The sequence below is a fragment of the Streptomyces sp. MGP-BFMKR1 genome (assembly GCF_057766585.1).
In genome coordinates this window covers 8,170,400-8,189,171 of record NZ_CM173408.1, presented here as the reverse complement: position 1 = coordinate 8,189,171, position 18,772 = coordinate 8,170,400, and the positions used below count along the sequence as shown (strand labels likewise).

Below are 18,772 nucleotides of genomic sequence, written 5' to 3'. Positions count from 1 at the left end.
CCTCTACGCGAGCCCTCGTGCGTGTTCGTGGGGTCTTGGGTGTTCTCGCCTTCCACGGTGTTCCTCCCGCGGTCCTTTTTGGGGGTGAGTCGTGCTGGCCGTACGAGCGGGACTGAACCTATGCGGAGCGCTCAGGGCCGGTCGATGGACTCGATTCGGCGAACGTGGTGATTCCCTCCGGTCCCCGGCGAAGCCGCCGGTGGCAGGGGGTCACGCTCCGACTGGCGGCGGAAGTCACCCGGGCTGAGCCCGGTTTCGCGGCGGAAGAAGCGGCAGAAGTAGGCCGGGTCGGCGAACCCCACCTCGCGGGCGACCTGGCTGACGGTCAGGCCGGTGGCCGCGAGCAGCCGCTTGGCCTCGCGGATCTCCGCCTCCCGGATCAGTTGGCCGGGGGTGCGCCCGGTGGTGCGCTTGACGGCCTCGGTCAGGTAACCCACCGAGACCCCGATCCGCACCGCGTACGCCCCCACGGTCGCGCGCACGGCGGCCCGGCCGCCGCCGCTGCCGCCCCCGGCGGGGCGCGGGGAGAGCGCGGTGCCGCCGCTGCGCGTGTGCATCGACAGTAACTGGGCGAACTGCCGGGCCACGGCGGTCGACCTGCCGACGGCCTCCTCCTCGGGCGGCAGCGCGCCGGGCAGCCGCTGGGCGCGGACGATCAACACGTGCAGGTAGGACCGCAGTACCGTGATGAACCCGTCCTCGCGGTCGCGGAACTCCCGCCCCATGTCGGAGATGAGCGCCGCGAGCGCCGGCGCCGTGCCGGGGTCGGGGTGCAGCCACGGCCGCTCGGCCAGCCGCCGCAGCGCGGCCCGGTCCTCCGGGTGGGCCAGCAGGAAGTCGTCGGTGAACAGGACGACCCACCCTTGAAGGTCACGCACGCCGGCCCAGTAGTGCACCTGGCCCGGGGCGATCACGCACAGATGGGGTGGTCGCAGCCGCCAGGGGACCTGTTCGATGACGTGGGTGCCCGTTCCGGAGGTGACGTAGAGCAGCTCGTAGAAGGTGTGCCGGTGCGGGAAGGTGGCCCGGGACAGCGGGCCGATGGTGTCGAAGGTGCCGATCGCGAACGGCAGGACGTTGGGGGCCGGCACCGAAAGGCGGTGCAGCGGCACGGGGTCGGTGTCGGGCGTCCAGTCCGCCTGCTCGCCTGGCACGTGGTAGATGTCCGCGGACGATGTGGGCATGGCAGGTCATGCTCCGTTCTGCTTCGCGCGTTCGCGCGTCCTCATGCCGTCGCCCTATGCCCCGCCGCTTAGCCTAGACCGCCAACTGGCCTGGGAAACCCATGATTTCAGCCCGTTGTCGCCTTAGTTCATCCAGCGAACGGCGCGAATCACACGGTGGACGCGACACCGCTCCGCCGGGCGGACAGCCGGCGGAGCGGGGACGGGAGTGGAGCGGGGGACGGGGGCGGAGCGGGGTGAGCGCACGGTCGCCGGGCGCGGCGGTCTGCCGGCGCCGGACGCGACGGTGCCGCCCGGGGCGGGAACCCCGGGCGGCACCGTGGCGCGATGGCCGACTGGCCGGTGCGGCGCCGGTTAGGCCGGGCCCGGCTGGGGCGTCGGCTCGGGCCCCGGTGTGGGCCCCGGCGCCGGGGTCGGGTCCGGCGGAATGGGTGGCACCGGTCCCGGGCCGGGGCCCGGCTCGGGACCGGGCCCCGGGCCTGGCCCGGGGCCGGGGGGCGGCGTGGGCGTCGGCGGCACGGGGTCGGGCGTGCCGGGTGGCACGGGCTCCGGGTAGATCGGCGGCACCGTCATCGCTGTGATGTCGTACGCCATGAGGAAACTCCTGTGGTTCGCGTGCACGGACAATCCGCCCGTCATCGACCGGCTGCCCCTTCCCTTCCCATTTACTCCCACGCGCCCACGGGACGCGACACGGCGCGCGGCGGGCGCCGCCCGGCGGGTCAGCCGAGCACCGCCCGGCCGCCCGGCGGACCCGCGACCCGCCCGGTCAGTGCCCACGGCGGCCGGGGCGCGCCCCGGCCGCCGGCTATACCCCCGCTCGTCCTCGTCCGCGCCCCGGTCCGCGTCCGGCGCGCCGTCCGGCTCGTGCGGCCACACGGTCCGCACCCCGCTCCCGGGCCGCCAGGTCTGGAGCTGGAGGGCGCCGTCCACGATCCGGGTGCGGGTCACCTCGCGCACCTCGACCCGGAAGAGGTGGAACGGCTCCGGTGGCTTGATCTCGGCGATGTACGCCGCGCGTGCCGCGCCCGTCGGCACCTCGACGGCCCGTCCGCTGAACCGGGCGTCCCCGTCCGGCAGCTCCGCCCCCGGCCCCGGATTGGCGTGCACCGCGAGGCGCGGGTCGCGGCGCAGGTCCAGCGCCTTGCGGGAGTGCCACATCATGCCCAGCCACGCCTCGCCGCCGAGGAAGGCCACCTCAAGGCCGGTCACGCGCGGTGACCCGTCGGCGCGCAGGGTCGCCAGGACGTGGTGCTTGTACGCCGCGAAGCGCACCTCGACCCAGTCCGCCAGCTCCGGGGCGGCCTGGCGTACGTCGTTCCAACTCGTCGTCATGGCGCGATGCTCTCGCCGATACCGGACATCTGCTGTCTGGCTTTCCGGGCCGCCTCCGGGACCCTGGCTTTCCGGGCCGCCGCCCGCTGTCTCAGCGAGCGGGCCCGGCCGGGGCGAGGTCGGCGAGTGTGTTCCAGAACATCAGCTCGTAGCTCAGGACGAGGTCCCCGTAGTGGTCCGCCGCCTCGGTGAGGAGTCCGCTGTCGAGGCCGGCCCGCACGGCGGCGAGCGCCCGCTCACCGTCGCCGGGCACCGGTTGGGCGAAGAAGTCGAAGAAGCCGCAGCCCCGCGCGTCGAATCCGTAGTGGGTGCGCAGCCCGTGGGAGACCGCGGCGCAGTACTTTCCCCAGGCGGTGAAGTTGGCGACCAGGGCGAGCACGACGTTGGCGGGCTCCGCGTTGAGCGCCAGCCACGCCAGGTAGGCGGGGTAGGTCTGGCATCCGGCGCGGGGCCGGTAGTCGCGCACCGTCGCCTGGTCGAGCCGGCAGGCGGCGGCCAGGTCGTGCAGCCGGCTCATGGCGATGTACTCGCCGTCCGCCATCGCGGTGAAGAAGGTGCTGATGGTCGGGGAGCCGACGGAGCGCTGCGCCAGGTGGAGGAAGGCGCGCCGGTCGCTGTCGATGATGCGGTACTGCTCCAGGGCGAGCGTGGCGATGGCGTCCAGTGGCGCCGTGCCCGCCGCCACGAGCGGCACCAGCCGGTTGGCGTCCGGTCGCGGCGTCAGCCGCCGCACCGCCGCGTCGAGTCGCTCCGTCGCGGTCGTCGCCATGGCGTGACCTCCCGTGGATCGTGGTTCCGCTCCGGTTCCCGGTCCCCCAGCCCACGCACCACGCTCTCACGTGCGGCCCTGGCCCCGGGCGCGCCCGTGCGAGGGCGGTCACAAGATGCCCCCGACGAGGGAGGGGCCGCGCCGGGGAGGGGAACGTCCGCGACGGAAACCGGGCGGGATTGGTCGCATTCGCTCGGCAACCAAGAGGTCATATGAACAGTCATATGAGGCATGAGGGTGAACGAGAGCAACAAGCAGGGCTCACACGGAAGTAGACGCCGGAAGGTGGGCCGTCGGGTGGGGGTGTTGCTGGGCATCGCCGGCCTGACGGTGCCGCTCAGCGTCGCGCTCGGCAGCGGCACCGCGCAGGCCGCGAGCGCCTGTACGGCCAAGGCGGGGCCGTACCAGAAGCAGGCCGAGAAGTTCCTCGGCCGGCCGGTGGACGGCAAGCAGTCGGCCGCCGACTGCCGGGCCATCCGCTCCTTCCAGACGGCGCACGCCATCTCCCCCAACATCGGGTACGCGGGGCCGATCACGCGGAACATGATGGACCTGGTCGGCAAGCAGCGGGCGGCGGGCAAGAACCCCAACAAGGCGAAGAAGTGCCCCACCAACAGGGGACGCATCGCCTGCGTGGACCTGAGCCGCCAGTTGAGCTGGGTCCAGGACGGCAAGAAGCTGGTGTACGGGCCGGTACCGGTGCGTACCGGACGCAACGGCCACGAGACCCGCACCGGGTCCAAGAAGGTCTACTGGCGCAACATCAACCACTGGTCGACGCTGTACCACGTGCGCATGCCCTACAGCCAGTTCTTCGACGGCGGGCAGGCGTTCCACGCGATCAGCGGCAACGTGTGGTCGGCGCCGGGTTCGCACGGCTGCGTCAACATGCGCACGGCCGACGCCAAGAAGTACTGGAGCCTGCTTCGGAACGGCGACGACACGTTCGTCTACGGCCGCAAGCCCGGCACCTGAGCCAGCCGCCGACGGCGATGAACACCGCCTGCCATAACGACCCGTGGCCCGCGCCTTCCCGGCGCGGGCCACCTGACGTCGCGGGCCGGGTCGGCCGGCGTGCCTACCAGGCGGAGGGCGCGTAGTCCTTGAGGAAGCAGCCGTACAGGTCCTCGCCGAGTTCGCCGCGCACGATCGGGTCGTAGACCCGGGCGGCGCCGTCCACCAGGTCGAGCGGCGCGTGGAAGCCCTCGGCGGCGAGGCGGACCTTGTCGGGGTGGGGCCGCTCGTCGGTGATCCAGCCGGTGTCCACGGCGGTCATCAGGATGCCGTCGGTCTCCAGCATCTCCTGGGCGCTGGTGCGGGTGAGCATGTTCAGGGCGGCCTTGGCCATGTTGGTGTGCGGGTGCCCCGCGCCCTTGTAGCCGCGGCTGAACTGGCCCTCCATGGCGGAGACGTTCACCACGTACTTGCGGCGTGCCGGCGCCGCGGCCATCGCCGGGCGCAACCGGCTGACCAGGACGAACGGCGCGGTGACGTTGCAGAGTTGGACTTCGAGGAGTTCGAGCGGGTCCACCTCGTGGACCCGCTGTATCCAACTGTTGGTGGGGTCCAGGTCGGGCACCAGGCCACCGGCGTCGATGGCGTTGCCGGCCTCGATGCGGGCCAGCGAGGCGGAGCCGCTGGTCAGCGCGAGGGCGGTGATGGCGTTCGGGGTCAGCTCGTCGGAGCGGCCGGCCTGCCCGGGCAGCGTGTTGTGGCTGCCGCTGCCGAAGTGGCCGAGCACCTCCTTGGCGGGCAGTTCGCCGGCCGGCAGCGGCGCCTGCTCGGCGGCGATCAGCTCGGCGTAGGCGCGCGGGGTGCGCCGCACGGTCTGGGCGGCGTTGTTGATGAGGATGTCCAGCGGGCCCTCGGCGCTCACCGAGTCGGCCAGCGCGACCACCTGGGCCGGGTCCCGCAGGTCGATGCCGACGATCTTCAGCCGGTGCAGCCACTCGGCGCTGTCGGGCATCGCCTTGAAGCGGCGGATGGCGTCGTTGGGGAAGCGCGTGGTGATGGTGGTGTGCGCGCCGTCCCGCAGCAGCCGCAGGGCGATGTACATGCCGATCTTGGCGCGGCCACCGGTGAGCAGCGCCCGCCGCCCGCTCAGGTCGGTGCGGGCGTCGCGCCGGGCCCGGTTCTCCTTGGCGCACGGCTGGCACATCTGGTGGTAGAAGGCGTCCACCTCGGTGTACCGGGTCTTGCAGATGTAGCAGGCCCGGGGCCGCTGGAGCACGCCCACGATCTCGGTGGTCGCGGAGGCGGCCAGCGGGATGCCCATCGTCTCGTCGTCGATGCGGTCGGCGGCGCCGGTGGCGGTGGCCTCGGTGACCGCCTTGTCGTGGGCGGTCTTGGCGGCGCGCCGCTCCTGGCGGCGGCGCTGCTTCACCGTCCGGTAGATCCCGGCCGTGGCCCGCCGCACGGCTATCGCGTCGGGGTGGTCGAGCGGCAGCCGATCGAGCTCCGCGAGTACGTCCAGGCAGGCTGCGAGTCGGTCGGGGTCGATCCCCTGCTCCTCGGCCGGGCTTTCCTCAGCCACCGTCATCGCCGCTTACCGTCCCTCGGCCTCGTGCTACCAGCAAACCCCCGAACTGTACGTATGCCGATGAGACTTCGCCAAACTCGCCCCGAAGGGCAATTACTCCTCGTAATCATCGGTCGAAATGCAGATTCGGCACAAGAAGTTCCCCTTTCGACGGTAGATCACCGTTGAATTGGGCATCATCCCTGGTAGCCGCCTCAGCCCGTGGCACGGAAACTGCGGATGAACGACACCACAAAATCCCCTCCGAGGCGCCGAGCGGCGAAAAACGGTAACACAGAGTAATCATCGACCCGCCTTCACTGGCGAGGGAGCGCCCCATGTCCGAGCAGCACGAACTCCCCTACGCGATCAGGCGTTGGACCTTTGACAGGTTCCTGATCATCGAGCTCCACGGCGAGATAGACATCCTCGTCGCCGCCGCGAACAGCGACCTCCTCGCAGGTCAGGACCTGGATCGGCAGCCGGACGTGGTGGTCGACCTGACCGGGGTCACCTTCATCGACTGCAGCGGCCTGGGCGTGCTGTGCCAGCTCGCCAACCGCCTGCGGCGCAGGGGGCGGCTGCTGCGGCTGGTGGTGGCCGACTCGTTCACGCTCAAGCTGCTCCGCGCCACCCGGCTGACCGAGGTCTTCCTGATCCACGACAGCCTCTCGGCCGCCCTGTCCCACTCCGACGGTGCGGCGGAGGTCCCGGCCTCCTGACGGCCGCACCAGCACGTTGCCCGCGACGGCGGGCCGGTCCCGGGCATTGGCCACGGGGCCGTACGGCGGCGACGGCACACAGCGCCCACCCGCCGACATGGCCGACCAGGCCCCGCGGCTGCCGGCCGGGCCCACGCGCCCCGGCCCCGGCCGCCGCCCTCGCACCCCCACCGCCCGCCCCGGCCCCGTCCCGTACGGCTCCCCGTACGCCGCCGCCCCGCCCCCGGCCGAGCCACGCCACCGCGGGCGCGCCGTCAGGCGGGTGAGCCCGCCGAACCGGGCGTGCCGACCTCCGGCGATCCCGCCGTCGAGGCCCCCGACGGGGTGCCGAACGGTGGCGCGGGCACCGTCCGCGGACTCACCAGCACGCTCGGCCGCCCGTCCACGCCGATGGCGACGTCCCCGTCGATCGTGATCCGGCGCAGAACACGCGGGTGGTCGCCCGAGTCGTCCACCCCGTAGTGCTGGGTGGCCCGGTTGTCCCAGATGGCCACGTCGCCCTCCTGCCACTGCCAGCGCACGGTGTTCTCCGGGCGCTCGATGTGGTGCTGGAACAGGTCGATGAGCAACCGCGAGTCCCTGCTGGGCACCCCCCTGACGCGCTGTACGAAGTTGCCGAGCAGCAGGGTGCGTTCGCCGGTCTCGGGGTGTACGCGCACCACCGGGTGTTCGGTGGTGAACGAGGTGGCCGTGAAGACCTGGTGGTACTGGTCGAGTCGCTCGTCCCGGGCGTCGGGTTGGACGGCGGCGTAGTCGTACTCGTTGGAGTGCAGGGCCCGCAGGCTGTCGGCGAGGGTGCGCAGCGGCTCGGCGAGTTCGGCGTACGCGGTGGCGGTGTTGGCCCACAGGGTGTTGCCCCCGTAGGGCGGGATGACCTCGGCGCGCAGGATGGAGAAGGCCGGGTAGGCGGGGACGAAGGTGACGTCGCTGTGCCACTGGTTGGCCCGGCCGCCGTGGTCGGAGGCGATGCTCAGCGCGTACCGGCCGTCCGCGGAGGGGACGGTGGGGTGGGCGACGGGCGTGCCGAGCAGCCGGGCGAACGCCTCGTGCCGCACCCCGTCCAGGTGGTGTTGGCCGCGGAAGAAGACCACCTTGTGGGCGAGGACGCGCTCGCGGATGGCCGCCACGGTGGCGGCGTCCAGGTCACCGCCGAGCCGCACCCCCTCGATGACGGCACCGATGCGGCCGTTGAGGCGGGTGGTACGCAACGGACCGTCATCGCGGTCGGTCGCGGCGGGCGTCACACGGGTCGGCGCGGAGGTCATGGCGATGCCCTTTCGGTGTGTGGGGACGGCGGCCCGACGCGCGGTCGCGGCCAGGCGGTGGGAGCGGGGCGGTGAGGGCTGGGTGGTGGGGGCTGGGCTTCTTGGCCGTGCCCTTGGGTGGCTCCAATGGGGTGGCGGAGGGTGGCACTCCCCCGCCGCGTACGGGTCAGCGTCACGCGGCGGCCGGACGGCGTGGGCACGCGGCCGGGCCGAGCCGCGGCGCGGCGTGCGGGCGCCGTGCGGGGTGCGGGCGGGTGGCTGACATGGGCGGAGCGTCGCAACGGCCCGGGCGCCGCGTCAACACCGCGTCGGTACGCGCCGGCCCCGGTGGAGGCTGGGCGAGCGACCCTCGCCGGGCCGCCGCGCCGCCCGGCCACCCTCGTCGCATTCCTCCCAACGTACGGCTCTGACCTGGTGCTTTACCAGGTGGGGTGAGCCGGGGGCGGCCGGTGGACGACGCGCGTCAGGTGGTGGGCGGGGGTGCCCGTGGGCCGGTGCGGGGTGGGGTGGGAGTGGCATCCGCTGTTCATCCGCGTTCACCGGGGTTCATCCGGTCGCCATGCCCTCGCCGGGGCGGGCCGCCGCTCGCGACCGGTGAGCCCGTCGCCTCGCGGGGCTCACCGGTCGCGGGTGTCGGGCCGTCAGCGGGGCTGGGAAGGAGCGGGCGGGAGCGGGGTGAGGGACTCGGTGATCTGCCGCGCCACCGCCCACTCGTGGTCGCGCAGGTAGAAGTGGTCACCCGGATGCAGGTGCAGGCCCTGGAAGTGCGGGGTGTGCTCGGCCCAGCCGGCGAGTCGCGCGGGCGGCACCACGGCGTCGGCGTCACCGCCGAAGACGGTGAGCGGCACGGGCGGCGGCGCGGCGCCGGGCGCCGGCCGCCAGGTGTCCACCACCGAGAAGTCGCCCCGGAAGGTGGGGGCGAACATCGCCCACAGGCCGTCGTCGTCGAGCAGTTCGGGCGGCGTGCCACCCACCGACCGCAGCCAGTCGCGCAGTTCGGCGTCCGGCAACAGGTGCCGCGCCAGGCCCGCGCCGCCGGCCGGTCCGTCGGGCTCGGCCCCCCGCGCCCCCGCGCCGGGAGACGGGCGGGGCCCACCCCAGGAGGAGACGCCGAGCCAGCGCGGAACCTGCCGACCTTCGGCGGCGAGTTGGCGGGACAGTTCGTACCCGACGAGGCCGCCCATGCTGTGCCCGAAGAAGGCGAAGGGCCGATCGAGCAGCGGTTCCAGGTCCCGTACGAGGTAGGCCACCAACTCCTCGCTGCTCGCCAGCGGGCCCACGTCGTGCAGGCTGCCCCGGCCGGGGGCGTTGACCAGGCAGACCTCCCAGTCGGCCGGGAAGTGTTCGGCCCAGCCCCGGTAGAGCAGGTGGGAGCCGCCGGCGTGGTGGAAGAGGAACAACCGCAGGGCGGGGTCCGACACCGGGCGTGGGCAGGTGACGCTGCCGTGGTGGGTGGGGCGGGGCCGGCTCCGCGTGGTGGTCGACGGGGGCGCGGCGGGGACGCCGGTCGCGGTGCGCGCCGCTGGGGGCATCGTGGATCTCCTCGTTGGCTCGTGCTCGGGCTTGCCCCACGAGTCTTCCGCGTGCGTGCTCACGCCCGCGGGCCGGGGTCCGCACCAGCGTCGACGCCGGCCGTGCCCTCACGTACCGCGTACCCGCGCGCGGGGGGTGGGCGTCGCGGGCCGGCCGGTGAGGGGGTTACCGGGCCGGCCCGCGACGGTACAGGGGGCGCCCGCGGGCGCGGCGTGTCAGGCGGGCACCGTGGCGGCGTCGGGGCCGGGCGCGGCCTCGGCGCCGGCGCCCTCCTGCGCGCTCGCGTGCAGGTCGCGGCGGCGGATGAAGGCGAAGGCGACCACGGCGCCGAGCGCGCACACGGCCGCGCACAGCGCCATCACGTCGGTCAGCCCGGAGACGAAGGCGGTCCTGGCGGCCTCGGCCACCGGGTCGGCGAGGTCCGCGGGAACGTCGACGACGGCCTGGCCCTGGCCCTCGGCGGCCACCGCGGTGCCCACCTCGTGGGCCCGGTCGCCGAGTTGGTCTCCGGCGTCCGAGGCCGCGAAGGCGTCGGTGACCCGGTGGTGGAAGAGCGCGCCGAAGGCGGCGATGCCGACGGCGACGCCCACCTGTTGGAACGTCTCCCCCATGCCGGAGGCCATGCCGGCCTTCTCGGGCGGCACCACACCGATGGTGACGGCGGCGCGGGGCGGGTTGAACAGGCCCATGCCGATGCCGGTGACGATCATGCTGGGCAGCAGCGCGGTCCAGGAGCTGTCCGGCTCCACCAGCGTCACCAGGCCCATGCCGGCGGCGATGAAGCCGATGGACAGGCCCACCAGCAGCCCCGGCGGCATGGTCTGGAGCAACCCGCCGGTCAGGGCGGCCACCACGAACAGCGTGAGCATCATCGGCATCAGCCGCAGGCCGGTCTCCCAGGGCGAGAAACCGAGCACGTTCTGGATGTAGGAGATCTGCAGGAAGACGGCGGCGAGGCTGGTCGCGTTGGAGAGGAAGGTGGCCACGCAGATGCCGCCGAAGGTGGGGATGCGCAGCAGGCTCAGGTCGAACATGGCCCGCTCGCCGAGGTGCCGCTCGATGGCGACGAAGGCGACCATGAGCACGAGGGCTCCGGCGAAGGCCGCCAGGATGGGGCCGCTGGTCCACCCGGAGGACTCGCCGCGCAGGAAGCCGAGCACGAGCAGGGTGAGCGACGCCGCGAAGGCGACCATGCCCCACCAGTCGACGCGGTGCGCCTGCGGCTGCCGCGACTCCCGCAGGTGCACCGCGCCCGCGAGCAGGGCGGCCACCCCGATCGGCACGTTGACCAGGAAGATCCAGCGCCAGCTCAGCGCGTCCGTCAGCAGCCCGCCCACCAGCGGCCCGAAGGCCAGCGCGAGCCCGGCGACGGCGCCGAACAGCCCGAAGGCCATGCCGCGGTCCTTGCCGCGGAACTCGTGGCCGATGAGGGCGGGGCCGACGGAGAACAGCACGGCGGCGCCCACGCCCTGGACGCCACGGGCCAGGTTGAGCGCGAGCACGTCCTGCGCCAGGCCGGCCACCAGCGAGGACAGGGTGAAGACCACCAGGCCGACGGTGAACACCCGCTTGCGGCCCAGCCGGTCGGCCAGCGAGCCGCCGGTGAGCAGGAACGCGGCCAGGGTCAGGGTGTAGGAGTCGATGACCCACTGGAGGTCGGAGAAGCCGGCGTCCAGGGAGGTGCGCAGTTCGGGCAGGGCGACGTTCACCACGGTGACGTCCAGCATCAGCATGAACATCGCCACGCAGACCAGGCCCAGCGTCCACGGCCGGGCGCGCCGCGACGCCGCCTCCTCGGCCGCGTCGGGCGCCGGCTCACCGGGCGGGCCGGCCGGCCCGGCGTCCGTCGGTGGCGCCTGGTCTGGGGTGGGCTTCGGCGACTGGCCGGGGGGCCTGGCGTCGTCGGCCGCTTCGGATAACATCACGTACTCCGCATCGTTCGTGCTGGGTTCGGCGGCACCGGGGTGCCGTGGTGGGCGTGCGCGGGCGGCGCGGGGCCGCCCGGGTGGGTCTACGCGGGCGGGCCCGGTGGCGCGGCGGCGGTCGGGACCTGCTGTCGCCAGGACGCGGTCGCCGGGTCGTACCAGCCCTTGACCGCGCCGCTGACGCCGGTGACCTGGAGCAGCACGCGGCCGTCCGGGGCGAGCGCGGCGTAACGCTCGGCGTCGGTGGCGGCGTCGAACCAGTGGCGCAGCACGAGCCCGTCCGGATAGGTGGCGGCCAGTTCCCGGTCGTTGGCCGTGGTGAACAGGTCCACGCTGGCCAGCGCCGTCGGCACCAGGACGGGCACGGCGCCTGGCCGGCGGCCGTCGAGCACGCAGGTGCGCAACAGGCAGTCGAGCGCCAGGCTGGGCAGCAGGAAGCCGTCGAAGGGCGCGCTGTCGGCAACGGGTGCCAGGCGCAGCGCGGCCGACCCGCCGTCGGGCTCGAAGCAAGGCTCGCTCAGCGCGTCGAAGACGCCGCCCAACCGCACGGGGGTGCCCGGCAGCCGGTAGGTGTTGGGGGCCGGCGTGCCGGGCCCGGCGGGCGGCGGGCACCAGGGGCCGACGGGTGCGCTGCGGGCCAGGTGCACGACCATGCGGGTGTGCTCGCGCTCGGGCACCGGGCCCTGGGGTGGGCTGGTGACGCGCACCCGTATCCGCCCGGGCCCGTCGGTGGTCGCCGTCACCCGCAGGGTGCGGGGCCAGCGGTGCCGTGCGGCCCGGATGAACTGGGAGAGCACCACGTCCGTGATCCGCACCGGCGTCAGGCCGGGGACGAGTTCGGCCGCCGCCTCGGCCGCCAGTTCCAGGATGAAGGTGCCCGGCACCGTGGGCCGCCCGTCCACGAGGTGGTCGAGGAGGTAGGGGTGGCGGTCGAGGCTCACCTCGCAGTCCCAGACGGACGAGGCCGCAGGGACGGCGGAGTCGGAGGCCGCCGCTGGGGCGCCGCCGGCGGGGACCTGCCGTGGCGGGCCGGTGAGAAAGGCGCGGGCCGGTGGGCGGGGCGCGGCGGCGCGCGGCGGCTCCGGCGCGGCCTCGGCCAACGCTCGGCAGGCGGCGCCGAAGCCGGGCGCCGCGCGCTCCAGGGTGGCCCAGTCCAGGTCGCCGATCCAGGTGGTGGCCAGGCCGTGGCTGCCGCGCCCGGCCAGCTCCGTACGGTAGAACGCGCGGCCCTGGGCGTCGGTGAGTTGCCCGATCTCGGCCTGACGGGCCAGGAACGCGCCGCCCGGCGTGTCGGCCGACGCCATCCCCGACTCCACCCACAGGCCCGAGACCAACGCGACCTCGTCCCGGCCGCCGGCGCGGGCCTGGGCCGCGGCGAGCAGCAGGAACTCGTTGGCCGCGCCGTAGTCCGGCTCCCCGCGCAGTCCGGTGAAGGCGGAGATGGAGCTGAGCGAGCACCACAGCGCGGGCCGGTGGTCGCGCAGGGCGGCCCGCAGGTGGGCGTAGCCGCGGACCTTGACGTCGCGCACGGTGCGGAAGTCGGCGAGCCGCTTGCGCTCCAGCGCGGCGCTGCGGGCGAGCCCCGCGCCGTGCAGCAGCACGTCGACGCGGCCCTCGCGGGCGAGCACCTCGCCGATCACGCGGTCCACCGCGGCGGCGTCCAGCACGTCGCACTGCCGGTAGTGCACCCGGTCAGGGCCGCACACCTTTGTCAACGCGCGCAGCGTCCCGGCTCGTTCGGCCTGTTGCACGGCGCGTTCGTAACGCCTGCCCAGGGCGGCCAGGTTCTCGCCGGGGTGGCGTGGCATGAGGCGGCGCACCGCCTCCACCTTGGGCAGCGCGGCGAGTTCCACGTCGCCCGGGTCGGGCTCGGGGCCGGTGCCGATCAGCCATACGGAGCGAGGCGCGCCGGCCGCGACGATCTCGTGCACGAGGTGGGCGGTCAGGCCGCGCGCGCCACCGGTCGCCACGATCACCGGGTCGGCCGGCAACCCGAGGCCGGCGGTCCCTGGCCGGTCCGTGGCGCCCGCCCGGTGGTCCTCGCGCACCGGGATGAGCGTGAGTTCGCTGCGCTGGCCCGCGCTCTGGTAGGCGAGCGGCAGGTGGCGGTGGAGGGCGGACTCGGCGGCGAGTTGGGTGAGCCCGGTGTCGGCGTCGGCGGCGTCGGTGAACAGCCCGTACACCAGGGCGCCCGGCAACTCCTGCTCCAGGCTGCGCACCAGACCGCCGAAGAGGCCCGCGTGCGGGCGCGGGGTGGGGCCGTCGAGCGCGGCCAGGGCGAGCACCGCGTAGCAGCCGCCGTCCCGCAGCGGCCCGGCGCAGCTCTGCGCGGCCACGAAGGCCAGGTCGTGCAGGTCGAGCAGGCGCTGCGGCACGCCGTCCGCGTCGGCCACGGACGCCGCCCCGTGCCCCGGCTCCGCGCGGTGCGCGCCGACGACCACCCGGACCTGGGCGGCGCCGGCGCGCCCCCGGGCGGCGAGCGCGGCGGGCAGGTCGGCCGCGTCGTCCAGGTGGAGCACGGTGGGGCCGCCGGGCGGCGCCGGGTACGCGGCGGGGCCCGGCGAGGGTGCCGACGCGGGGGCCACGACCAGGCAGTCGGGCGGGCAGTGTGCGGCCACGGCGGCCGGGTCGTCGGTGACGACGAGCGCGCCGGCGGGCAGGGCCGGCAGCGCCGCGCGGACCGGTCGCGGCGGCACGGGGCGCAGCGTCACGGCGTGTCGGGCCAGGTGTTCGGCGAGGGACGCCTCGGCGGCGCGAGCGGCCTGGTCGGGCCGCGCCGTGGGCGCCGGCCGCGCGTTCGGTTCGCGCCCCGCGTCCGCCGTGCGCACCGCGTCCGGCGGCGCGCTCACCCGGAGCGCGGGCGTGTGGGCGTCCTCCGTCGGCCGCAGCAGGACGCCGTCGCCCGGTGCGTGCAGGGCGCGCAGCAGGGCCACGGCTCCTTCGGCGCCCCGGTAGCCGCGCTCGTCGTCCGCCGCGTGTCGCCGCGTTCCCCGCGTCGCGGGGTCGGGCGCGGTGGGCGGGGCGATGGCCAGGGTGCCGAGCACGGGCAGGGCGTGGGCGCGGGCGACGCTGAGCCGGGTGAGCAGGTGGCCCACGGCGGCGTCGGCGGGCTGTCGGCCGTCCGGGCTGGGCAGCAGCGGGCTCACGGCGTTGACGCCCATGACGACGGCCAGGTCGAGTTCGCCGTCCCGCAGGTAGCGCACGGCGGTCGCCAGGGCGGAGTGGGTCGAGTCGGCGCCGGCGTCCAGGGTCATGTTCGGGCCGTGCAGGTCGAGCCGTTGCACCACGCGGGCGGCGATGATGTTGGGCATCAGGCCGGGGTACGAGTCCTCGCTGGTCGGCGGGGTCAGGGCGCGCACGGCGTCGCCGAGCAGCGCGGGCGGAAGGCCGGCCGGGTCGGTGAGCTTGGCGGTGAGGTCGCCCAGATAGCAGCGCAGGTCGTGGGCGAGCGCGGAGCGGGTCGGCCCGGTGTGCCCGACGAACACGCCGGTACGGGCGCGCAGCGCGGCGTCCGACAGCCAGTCGCCGGCGAGTTCGTCGGCGCACCGCAGGGCCATCACCTGGCTGCGGTCGAGCGCCGCCAGCGCGGACGGCGCGAGGCGCGCCTCGACCGGCGAGGGCATCGGGTAGGCGTCGCCGAAGGTGGCGGGCCAGTCGGGGGTGCCCCCGGCCAGCCAGCGCCGGACGCGCGCGGCGTCCGGCAGGTCCGGCAGGTGGGTGCCGGTGGCCACGACCACCACGGGGTCGTACGCCCCGTCGGGCACCGCCGGAGCGCTGGCGTGAGGTGATGTCCCGTCAGCCGCCACGGCGCTCGGGCCGGCGGTGGCGAGGGGGGCCGCGTCGGCGGCGGGCCGGTCCGTACGGGTGGCGGGCGAGGGTGCCCCCGTGCGGTGGTCGCCGCCGCGCGGCCGGTCGGAGAGCAGCAGGTGCCCGTTGGTGCCGCCGAAGCCCATCGCCGAGACGCCCACCAGACGGCGGCGCTCGGGTCGGGCGGGCCACGGGAGTTCGCGCGTGGGCACCTCGACGCTCGCCGCGACGTCGGCGGGGAGCCCGGCGAAGCGGGACTGCGCGGGGATGGCCCCGTGCCGCAGGGCGAGCAGCGCGTGGATGGCGGAGACCGCGCCTGCGGCCCACCCCGCGTGCCCGACCAGGGACTTGTTGGAGGTCATGGTCCAGGTCTTGTCCGGGCCCGCGCTCTGGCCGAGGGCCGTCATCTCGGTCCGGTCGCCGGTGGGGGTGCCGGTGGCGTGCGCCACGACCCAGTCCACGTCCGCCGGTTCGGCCCGCGCCTGGGTCCAGGCCCGGTCCAGGGCGATCCGCTGGCCCGCGGCGTTGGGCGCGTAGATGGCCTTGCCCCGCCCGTCGGAGGAGCCGCCGAAGCCGGCTACGAAGCCGAGCACCGGATCGCCGTCGGCGCGCGCCCTGGCGTACGTCTTGAGGGTCAGCATGGCGGCCCCGTCGCTGAACAGGACGCCGCCGGCCCCGGCGTCCAGGGCCCGCACCTCGCCGGTCCTGGACAGGCCGTGCAGCTTGGCGAAGAGGACCATGCTCTGCGCGCTCAGCGCGAAGGCACCGCCGCACAGGGCCACGTCGCACTCCCCGGCCCGCAGGGCCCGCACGCCGAGGTCGATGGTGTAGAGCGAGGAGGAGCAGGCCGTGTCGACCACGACGATCTCCGACTCGGGCGGCAGGTCCGGGGCGGCGAGCCGGGCGATGCGGTGCGGCAACACCTCGTGTGGCGCCGCCGCGCCGAGCGGGTACAGCGCGTCCAACCCGGCCGGCACGTCGGCGCCCGCCGCGCCGAGGAGGCCGCGCACGCCGGTGGTGACCAGGCTCTGTTCCAGGTGGTGGCTGCCGTCGGGGGTGAGCCCGACGGCGAACAGGTGCCGGTCGGACGGGCGGATGGTCACGTCGTCGGTGGCCTGGAGCAGCGAGTGGCGCAGCCACCGGGCGGTGAACTCGTCGCTGGCGAACCGCCCCTCGGCGATCTCCTCGCGCAGCCGGGGGTGCGGTACGAAGTCGCGCATGAAGCCGGCGACCCGGGCGTACGTCTTGTCCTCGGCGGCCGGGTCGGCCGACCACAGGGTGGCCAGGTCGAGCCGGTCCCCCGGCTCGCCGAACATCGGCTCGCCGGCCCGCAGCAGGTCCCAGAACGCCTCGGGCGAACTGGCCCCCGGCACGGCGAGCCCCATGCCGACGATGACCACCTCGTCGTCGGCGGGCGTGGGGCCGGCCGGCGTGTGCTCGGCCTCCGGCCGGGGCTGGGCGGTCACGGGCTGCGGTGTCAGGGTTGGCAGCGGCTCGGGGGCCGGCGTCACCTCGCCGGTGAGGGTCAGCGTCTGGCCGTCCAGGGCGCCGGCGTCGGGGCCGAGCAGGAAGCGGACGAGCGGGGCGACGGTCCGGGCCGCGCCCGTGGGCGCGTGCACGGCGTGGGTCCGCACCGGCGCGCGGCCACCTGTGGCGGGCACGGCCGACGGCGCGCTCGGCTCGGGGATGGGGTCACCCACGGTGGCCCGACCGGCATCGCGGGCAGGGTGGGACGGGCCGGCCGGGCCGAGGGTGACGTGCACGACGGCGCCGCAGCCGCGCCCGGCCAGCTCGGCCAGGGTGGCGGCGGGCAGGGTGGCGGCGGACGGGGCGCGGTGCGCGGCCGGGATGGGGCCGGCGGTCACGGTGACCAGCGCGTCGATGGGGCCCTGGCGGGCGGCGGCGGCCAGCGGATCGCCGGAGTGGTCGGGTACGACGTGGGCGCCGTCGGCGGCGAGTTGGCGGGTGAGTTCCCCGGCCGCGGCCGTGCCGTCGGAGGTGACCAGGATGACCGGGCGGGCGGGGTGGGTGGGTTGCGGCGTCATGCGGGGCTCCGTGATCGTCGGCCGGTCAGCGTCCGGTGGCCCGGGCGGCGGCTATCAGCTCGGCCAGTTCGGCGAGCGTGGACTGGGCCAGGAAACGACCACCGTCGACCGACGCGTCCAACCCGAAGTGCGCCGACACCTTCCCCAACATCTCCGCCCGCTTCAACGAATCGATCCCCAGATCCGCCTCAAGATCCGCGTCCCCCGTCACCGCCTCCACCGGATAACCCAACGTCCCCGCGTACAACTCCCGCAACTCACCCAACACAGCGTGCGCCCCTGCCCCCTCCCCCGCGATCTCGCCGGAGGCTGGGACCGCGTCGGGGGTCAGGGTGGGAGCGGCGGTCGGGGCCGGGCCCGGGGTCAGGGTGGGTGCGGCGGCCGAGGTCGGGTCGGTGGTGAGGGTGGGCGGTGCGGCGGTCGGGGACGCGGCGCCGGGGTCGGTCGGCTGGCCCGCCGCGGCGGTGACCAGCTCGGCCAGTTCGGCGAGCGTGGACTGGGCCAGGAAACGACCACCGTCGACCGACGCGTCCAACCCGAAGCGCGTCGACACCTTCCCCAACATCTCCGCCCGCTTCAACGAATCGATCCCCAGATCCGCCTCAAGATCCGCGTCCCCCGTCACCGCCTCCACCGGATAACCCAACGTCCCCGCGTACAACTCCCGCAACTCACCCAACACGTCACGCCCACCGCCCCCCAGCGTCGCGGCGTCGACGGGAGCGGGCACAGGGCCGGTGCCGGTCGTGGGCTCGGCGGACGTGTCGGTCGTCGACTCGGTGCTGACGTCGGGGACGCTGCGCCGCACCAGGCCGGCGAGCCCGGCCGCGCCGCACTCCACGAAGTGCTGGGCGCCCGCGGCGTGCAGTTCCCGGACGGCGGCCAGGAAGGGCACCGGGGCGGTCAACTGGCGGGCGAGCAGGGCCTTGAGGTCGGTCGCGTCGGTGACGTAGCTCCCGGCGACGGGCGAGTAGACCAGCGCGCGCAGCGGGCGCTGGCGTACGTCGGACACGGCCGCGGCGAACGCCTCGGCGGCCACGCCGAGCAGCGGGCTGTGGAAGGGGAAGGGCGCGGGCAGCCGTACGGTGCCCGCCTCCAGGGCCGAGGCCACGCGCGCCACGGTGGCCAGGGCCTCCTCCGGGCCCGAGACGACGGTGTGTCGGGGCGCGTTGGTCACGGCGACGGCCAGCCCCGGCGCGGCGACGGCCCGTACGAGGTGTTCGGCGCGGCCGGCCGGCAGCGTGAGGGCGAGCATGCCGCCGGGCTGTGGGCAGTGGGCGAGCAGGGCCAGCGCGCGGTGGCACACCAGGCGGGCGCCGTCGGCGATGTCGAAGGCGCCGGCGTGGGTCAGTGCGGCGATCTCGCCCATGCTGTGCCCGACGAGCACGTCCGGGCTCCGGCGGTGGGCGGCGCGCCGGGCGCTGGCCAGCGCGGCGGCGTACAGCGCCAGTTGCAGGGCGAAGGAGTCCTCCTTGGCCAGCGTGGCCGCGTCCGGCGCGTCCGGGTCGGTCAGCAGGCCCGACACTCCCCCGCGGTCGAACTCGCCGGCCACCGCGTCGGCGATGTGCAGCACCTCCGCGACCTCGGTCGCGGTCTCGCCCGCGAACATCCCCGGTACGTAGCCGCCCTGGCCCGGCAGGAGAAAAACGGTCTCGGCCGCCATCTCGGG

11 protein-coding genes are annotated in these 18,772 nt (G+C 75.0%); 2 read left to right on the top strand and 9 right to left on the bottom strand.

Going from position 1 to position 18,772, the window contains the following annotated elements; genetic code table 11:
- Nucleotides 1-131 precede the first annotated feature (131 nt).
- From AC3CHW_RS32665 to AC3CHW_RS32655, 3 genes are all read right to left on the bottom strand, one after another.
- A complete protein-coding gene (locus AC3CHW_RS32665) occupies nt 132-1,184 on the bottom strand; it encodes a helix-turn-helix domain-containing protein (protein WP_398609588.1) in 1,053 nt (350 codons plus the stop codon).
- A gap of 354 nt (nt 1,185-1,538) precedes the next feature.
- Nucleotides 1,539-2,519 carry a pyridoxamine 5'-phosphate oxidase family protein gene (locus tag AC3CHW_RS32660; protein ID WP_488468878.1) on the bottom strand — a complete coding sequence of 327 codons (981 nt, stop codon included), beginning with the start codon at nt 2,517-2,519 and terminating at the stop codon, nt 1,539-1,541.
- A gap of 91 nt (nt 2,520-2,610) precedes the next feature.
- Nucleotides 2,611-3,288 carry a TenA family protein gene (locus AC3CHW_RS32655; protein WP_398609590.1) on the bottom strand — a complete coding sequence of 226 codons (678 nt, stop codon included), beginning with the start codon at nt 3,286-3,288 and terminating at the stop codon, nt 2,611-2,613.
- A 231-nt stretch (nt 3,289-3,519) separates the two neighbouring features.
- Between AC3CHW_RS32655 and AC3CHW_RS32650 the strand changes: the two genes are divergently transcribed.
- Entirely contained in the window at nt 3,520-4,263 is a 744-nt protein-coding gene (locus AC3CHW_RS32650) for a L,D-transpeptidase (RefSeq protein WP_398612341.1), read from the top strand.
- Between the two features lie 103 nt (nt 4,264-4,366).
- On the opposite strand, the gene AC3CHW_RS32645 is transcribed toward AC3CHW_RS32650, so the two are convergent.
- Entirely contained in the window at nt 4,367-5,827 is a 1,461-nt protein-coding gene (locus tag AC3CHW_RS32645; protein WP_488468877.1) for an SDR family NAD(P)-dependent oxidoreductase, read from the bottom strand.
- A 317-nt stretch (nt 5,828-6,144) separates the two neighbouring features.
- Between AC3CHW_RS32645 and AC3CHW_RS32640 the strand changes: the two genes are divergently transcribed.
- Nucleotides 6,145-6,528, top strand: coding sequence for an STAS domain-containing protein (locus tag AC3CHW_RS32640; protein ID WP_398609592.1), 384 nt, complete (start codon nt 6,145-6,147; stop codon nt 6,526-6,528).
- Between the two features lie 254 nt (nt 6,529-6,782).
- On the opposite strand, the gene AC3CHW_RS32635 is transcribed toward AC3CHW_RS32640, so the two are convergent.
- From AC3CHW_RS32635 to AC3CHW_RS32615, 5 genes are all read right to left on the bottom strand, one after another.
- Complete coding sequence (locus AC3CHW_RS32635; protein ID WP_488468876.1) at nt 6,783-7,793, bottom strand: TauD/TfdA dioxygenase family protein; 1,011 nt, start codon at nt 7,791-7,793, stop codon at nt 6,783-6,785.
- Nucleotides 7,794-8,434: 641 nt separating this feature from the next.
- On the bottom strand, nt 8,435-9,325 hold the full coding sequence (locus tag AC3CHW_RS32630) for a thioesterase II family protein (RefSeq protein ID WP_488468875.1): 891 nt from the start codon (nt 9,323-9,325) through the stop codon (nt 8,435-8,437).
- Between the two features lie 216 nt (nt 9,326-9,541).
- Nucleotides 9,542-11,248, bottom strand: a complete 1,707-nt coding sequence (locus AC3CHW_RS32625) for an MFS transporter (RefSeq protein WP_488468874.1) — start codon at nt 11,246-11,248, stop codon at nt 9,542-9,544.
- 89 nt (nt 11,249-11,337) lie between these two features.
- Entirely contained in the window at nt 11,338-17,103 is a 5,766-nt protein-coding gene (locus AC3CHW_RS32620; RefSeq protein WP_488468873.1) for an SDR family NAD(P)-dependent oxidoreductase, read from the bottom strand.
- A 25-nt stretch (nt 17,104-17,128) separates the two neighbouring features.
- Nucleotides 17,129-18,766 (bottom strand): ACP S-malonyltransferase, encoded by a 1,638-nt coding sequence (locus tag AC3CHW_RS32615; protein WP_488468872.1) that lies wholly within the window; start codon nt 18,764-18,766, stop codon nt 17,129-17,131.
- Nucleotides 18,767-18,772 lie beyond the last annotated feature (6 nt).